Here is a 5,594-nt window from a genome sequence, read left to right as displayed (position 1 = left end):
TGGGTTACATGGCTGCGCGAACCTGCCCCATGCCAGCAAGGCTTCTCAAGCTGGCTGAGCCACAGTGGTAATCAGGAAAGGTTAACGTTGCCCCCGCTAATGCTTACCATCCGTGCCCAATGAATTATTTATATCAGAAACAACGCCGATAATGGCGGCTAAGTTAACTCCAGACACTGTTCCTGCCGGTGAATTTTTCTTTTTTGGGTAACCATTTTTACCGTTCAACTGAACCCCCCACCATAAACCGAGGCAAAGGATATTGCCTTATGTAGGTGGAGGCTCGATTGAAATTCTCTAGCACCAGATAGTTTATCCAAGCCTCTACAAAACTGATTATTTGCTGATCCGCTGCATCAAGATTTATAAATCGTGGTTATCAAACGTCTGATAAACCGCATTAATCAATATCTCAGCCCTTGGATCAACCAGCACATAAGGCCCCATGCGATTGGTGACAAAAGCAAAACCGATCTGCCGGTCAGGATCTGCAAACGCCAGCGAACCGCCAGCGCCGGTATGCCCAAATGCACGACGGGACGGACCAAAACCAGCTAAGGGATGATCCGGCTGGCCGAGCATAAAGCCCAGCCCAAATCGGCTACTGCATTTCAGCACAGCATCGGTGCCACAGACTTGCTCCTGAATCGCTTCATCTAACAACTGATCATCCAACAGCTGTCCGTTACCCGCTGACAACAAACCATAGACTTTGGCCAACGCCCTCGCTGTTCCATGGCCGTTGGCAGACGGAAGCTCCATACGACGCCACTCCGGCCGGTTGGCACTGATGAGTACACTCATCGGGTTACTGAATGCACGGGCTGTTACTCCAGTGGGATTTCCGGTCATTTCCCGAAACAACAATTGGGCGGCTTTATCACCACGTACCGGTTCGCCTTTAGTCATTCGGGCAATCAGTCCGTGATCGTCATCGGGAATACCGAACAGAAAACTCTCGCCCAATGGCGCCATGATATTACGCTGCAGCCATTGCCCCATACGCTCACCGGCTACCCGGTAAAAGAATTCGCCCAGCAGCCAGCCGAACGTAATCGGTGCATAACCATGACGGGAACCCGGCTCCCACCAGGGGGATTCCAGCTCCACCCAGCTCACCATGGTTGACCAATCGAAGAGATCCTCATCCGGAATGCGAGGATGAAATGCTGACAGCCCTGCGGTATGGGTCAGAATCTGACGAAGCGTAATGCTCTCTTTGCCATTCTGATCAAATTCAGGCCAATAGTTGGCAACCGACGCATCCAGCGATAAAAGCCCTTCCTGTACCAGCCGCAGCATGCAAAGGCTGGCAACGCCCTTGCCACAGGAAAATACATTCACCAGTGTGTCATGGTGCCAGGGTTCCGTTCGCTCCTTGTCCATGAAACCACCCCAGAGGTCCAGCACCGGCTCACCGGCAACCGTAACAGCCAAGGCTGCGCCCAGCTCTTCCCCTTCGGAAAAGAGCTGTCCAAAGACTTCCCGTACGGACTCAAAACGCAGATCATGGTAGCCACGCACACCGTCGGCCGCTGTCATGCAATCTCTCTCCGGTAAGGGGGCATGGAATTCAGCAATGCCTGTCCATAACGACGCGTCACCAGACGACGATCCAGCACCGTAATTCGACCGGTATCATCCTCCCGACGTAATAATCGACCACTGGCCTGAACCAGGCGAATGGCAGCATCCGGCACGGAAATCTCCATAAACGGATTACCACCACGGGATTCAATCCATTCCGACAAGGCCGCTTCCACCGGATCATCCGGCACAGCAAACGGAATCTTGGCGATGATGACGTGCTCGCAGTAAACCCCGGGCAAATCGATACCTTCCGCCAGACTGGCCAGACCAAAGATCACACTACGCCCCTCATCGTCAATGATCTCCTTGTGCCGCCGAATCAGCTCCTGCTTGGTATAGTCATCCTGCAGCATCACCCGGTCACGGAACTCGCCCGTCAAACCGAAATAGACATCACGCATCTGCCGGCGGGAAGAGAACAACACCAGAGCTCCCTGCACCTCACCAATCAACGCAGGCAGCTGCTCAATGATTTCTTCAGTATGTCCACTGGCATCACCGGGATCAGAGCGCAATACCGGGACTGACAGCACCGCCGCATCCCCATGACGAAACGGACTGGGAACACTCTGGCAGTTAGCGTCTTTTGGCAGCCCCGAACGCGTGCGATACCGGTCAAACTTCCCAAGCGCCGTCAATGTCGCCGATGTCACCACCACCCCATAGGCCGTATTCCAGAGATGCTGTCGCAAGATCTTGCCAGCAAGAATCAGGCTGCTGGAAACCACCAGGTCCTGACTGCCATGGTATTCCACCAGACGCAACCAACGGGCGACCGGCGGCTCACCTTCCGGATCAGCAATGCTCCATGACTCCCACAACGCCAGGTTGTTCTGCAGACGCAGCAGCATCATCCCGACCACCGGAAATACCTGTTCGGCATGGAGTCGGTCGACACCGCTCACTTCATCATCCATGGCCGATTTCAGCTCAGCAACAATGCGATCCGCCAAATCCACCGAGGCACTGAATCCGGATTTCAAGCGCCCTGCCAGCTCCCGCAATTCCTCTGGAATCACACCATCGGGAAAACGATAGAGCAGGGTTCTGCCCGATTCCGTCTCTTCTTCCTGACGAAACTCAGCCGCCGACATCAGCGCTTCGCGCATAAACTGCTGATCGGTCACCAGCTCCTTGTATTTACCGGCCAGACGCTCAAACCAGCCACCAATCTCACCCGGTAACGGATGCTGCGCCAGGATTTTTTCCAGCTGTTTAGTCGACTGTTCCAACCAGCGACCGGTATCGCCCAGTTTAGTTTCGCAGGCGAAATGATCTATGGCCTTGTCAGGTAAATGATGCCCTTCATCGAAGATATAGATGCAATCCTTGGGCGGCGGCAGGATCGCACCACCACCCAGCATCAAATCTGACAGCACCAGGTCATGGTTGGTGACAATGACATCCACTTTATCCAGCGCACCCCGCGCCTTGTAGAACGGACAGTTGGAAAAATGCGGACACCGGTGACCACTGCACTGGGCATGGGTCGCCGTCAACTGCTGCCACTGTTCATCATCCACGGCTACTGGCCAGCTGTCCCGGTCACCGTCCCAGCGGCTGCCCGCCATGGCACCGAGCATCTCTTCATAGAGCTTCTGGGCGTCTTTATCCAGGTCGATGGAAAATCCTTCTTCCTGAAACAGGGCCATGGTGGCAGAGGCCGCCTGGGTGGATTGCAGCAACAGATCCAGCTTCTGCAGACACAGATAACGGCGACGTCCCTTGGCAAGGGCAATGGAAAAATCCAGACCGCTGTGCTGGCGAATCTCTGGCAGATCTTTGTTGATGACCTGTTCCTGCAGAGCGACAGTTGCGGTCGCGATCACCAGTGTTTTATCCATCGCCTTGGCAACAGGAATCGATGCCAGGCAATAACCGACCGTTTTACCGGTACCCGTCCCCGCTTCCACCACGCAAACGGCAGGATCCGAGGTGCGCTTGCCGCTATCGTCCTGGTCAATGGCGCCCAGGGTCTTGGCGATCTCGGCAATCATCAGCTTCTGGCCAAGCCGGGCCTTAAGCTCCTTGCCATTCAGAAAAGACGTATAGGCTTTCTGGATCGAAGTTTTGATCTCGTTACTGAGCATTGGCGACCGTCAGTGCTCCTGTACCGGCTGCTGACGCAACATCAGCGTCGCCATGTGGAAAAAACCGAAGACGAGTATCAACAGACAATCCATCACAAAACGGTCACTCATGGCACGGATACGCTCGCGCCAGATCGCCACCTCAATTCCATGCACCAGCAGGATCAAACCACCGGCAATCAGGAAAATGCTATCGAGAGGGGCCGGAAACGGCATGAAGAAATTCAGGATGACACCCAGCCAGAAGCCCAGTGTAAGCAGTTGACCAAGCGCGAGCATTGCTTTCATGAATGACCTGCAGGAATCAGGGAAACAAAGCAGCAGTGTATCGCAACTCCCATAAAAAGACTGTATCTAGATACAGGTAAATGATTGCAGTTTTTGCATAGTGCCGGGTGACATTCCCCACTGTAAAACTGTAACTATCCCAGACAGGCTGGCTACGGGGTGTGGTTTTGGCGATAATCCGGAAACCGAATGTCGGAAACCTTACCAGCAGCATGACCACGCCCGAACACAGCCCCAACCACGCCATCATCGCCGTACTTGAGCAATATCAGCCGGCAAAACTGCTGGTATGTGCGGATGCGATGCCTGCCGTCGTGACTGCCTGGCTGACGCAGAACACGGATTGTGATTGCACATTGATCAGGGATTTATCAGACCTCTCGGATACGGCGCATTTTGATCTCGCCATCATCGCTGAGCGCCTGGAAAGTCTGGACAAGCCGACGGCTATGACGTTGGTGGCAGGGCTTCGAAACCGATACTGTGAACGGATCGCGCTGCTGCTTGATCCAACCGCTGCCGACAACTGGCTCGATACCGACATCTACAGCCTCGGCCTGCGGATCAGCGAACGTTTCCAGCGCGACTGTCAAACCCTCTGGTTCTGCACCTACGACATCGCCTCCTACAAAACCACACCGGACTGGCTCAACGCAAAACACTGGGCCAATCCGGAACATTTTGGCAAATACTGGTGGTAACCACCGTCTTATGACTGAACAACACATCTGCCCCTGCGGTACTGGTGCCGCCTATGACGACTGCTGCGCCCGTTTTCACCGAGGCGAGGCCCGACCGGAAACCGCTGAACAACTGATGCGTTCCCGCTACAGCGCCTGGGCGTTGGGATTGATTAATTACATCATCGCCACCACCTGGCCGAGACAACAACGCTATCTGCAACACAAGGCACTGCAAGACTGGGCTGATGCGACAGAATGGCGCCAGCTGGAAATCATCGATACTGACAAAGGACAAGTCGACAACACCGCAGGCGAGGTGGAATTCCGGGCAACCTACCGCTTAAAAGCCAACGGTAAAACCGATGTTCACCAAGAACGCTCCTCGTTTATTCGTGAAGAAGGGCAATGGTTTTTCATTGACCCTACCAGCGCAACCGGCTCAAATACCGGTAGAAACGACCCTTGCCCCTGCGGGAGCGGCAAGAAATACAAAAAATGCTGTATGAATAAATAACGTGTTACAGAAAACCAACCTGAATCTGTAAGAGTTGTAGTTCAGATTTATCCGGATCTGTTAACTTTCCCCAAAACGTCATTCTCCGGGAAGGTCTGAACTACTGCTCTGTCAATTCAGCCATTTCAAATGCTCCATACTCAGATACAAGTTTCTCAAAAACGCTCTCAATGATAATCTGACACCAGTCAGACTCAACATTCTCACGCCTTGTTTCATCTTGAGGATAAGTCTGCACTCTCTCTTTAGCTTGACGCATCAATCGTATTTTTTCCTCTCCTTTCAAGCTTGCAGCCGTATTTTCAACAGCTTGTTTTTCAGCAGCCATTTGAGATGCAAAGTAATACCCCCCCTGTGCCAGCATAGTTGTCGCCTCTTCTGAAATTTCCAACTTAAACAGGGGGTGGTCAGTGAGTAATCAATGACCCG

The 5,594-nt window shown here is 53.4% G+C and carries 6 protein-coding genes; 2 read left to right on the top strand and 4 right to left on the bottom strand.

The genetic code is table 11. The features are described from left to right. Window positions 1-363: 363 nt before the first annotated feature. From ABD892_RS11920 to ABD892_RS11910, 3 genes are read right to left on the bottom strand one after another with little or no spacing between them, the layout of a single operon-like run. On the bottom strand, window positions 364-1,542 hold the full coding sequence (locus tag ABD892_RS11920; protein ID WP_345195910.1) for a serine hydrolase domain-containing protein: 1,179 nt from the start codon (window positions 1,540-1,542) through the stop codon (window positions 364-366). Beyond that, a complete protein-coding gene (gene dinG, locus ABD892_RS11915; RefSeq protein ID WP_345195909.1) occupies window positions 1,539-3,680 on the bottom strand; it encodes an ATP-dependent DNA helicase DinG in 2,142 nt (713 codons plus the stop codon). Before dinG ends, ABD892_RS11920 begins: the two co-directional genes overlap by 4 nt. A 9-nt stretch (window positions 3,681-3,689) precedes the next feature. Continuing rightward, window positions 3,690-3,968 carry a DUF1145 domain-containing protein gene (locus ABD892_RS11910; RefSeq protein ID WP_345195907.1) on the bottom strand — a complete coding sequence of 93 codons (279 nt, stop codon included), beginning with the start codon at window positions 3,966-3,968 and terminating at the stop codon, window positions 3,690-3,692. Between the two features lie 212 nt (window positions 3,969-4,180). Between ABD892_RS11910 and ABD892_RS11905 the strand changes: the two genes are divergently transcribed. After that, window positions 4,181-4,669, top strand: a complete 489-nt coding sequence (locus tag ABD892_RS11905; protein WP_345195906.1) for a DUF6231 family protein — start codon at window positions 4,181-4,183, stop codon at window positions 4,667-4,669. 10 nt (window positions 4,670-4,679) lie between these two features. Beyond that, a complete protein-coding gene (locus tag ABD892_RS11900) occupies window positions 4,680-5,165 on the top strand; it encodes a YchJ family protein (protein WP_345195904.1) in 486 nt (161 codons plus the stop codon). 100 nt (window positions 5,166-5,265) lie between these two features. Here the strand turns inward: ABD892_RS11900 and ABD892_RS11895 are convergent, their stop codons facing one another. Beyond that, on the bottom strand, window positions 5,266-5,529 hold the full coding sequence (locus ABD892_RS11895; RefSeq protein ID WP_345195903.1) for a hypothetical protein: 264 nt from the start codon (window positions 5,527-5,529) through the stop codon (window positions 5,266-5,268). Between the last annotated feature and the right edge of the window lie 65 nt (window positions 5,530-5,594).

Origin of the sequence: Kistimonas scapharcae, assembly GCF_039540975.1 — a bacterium.
In the GTDB taxonomy this organism is placed as follows: Bacteria; Pseudomonadota; Gammaproteobacteria; order Pseudomonadales; family Endozoicomonadaceae; genus Kistimonas; species Kistimonas scapharcae.
This window is presented reverse-complemented; position numbering and strand designations above follow the sequence as displayed.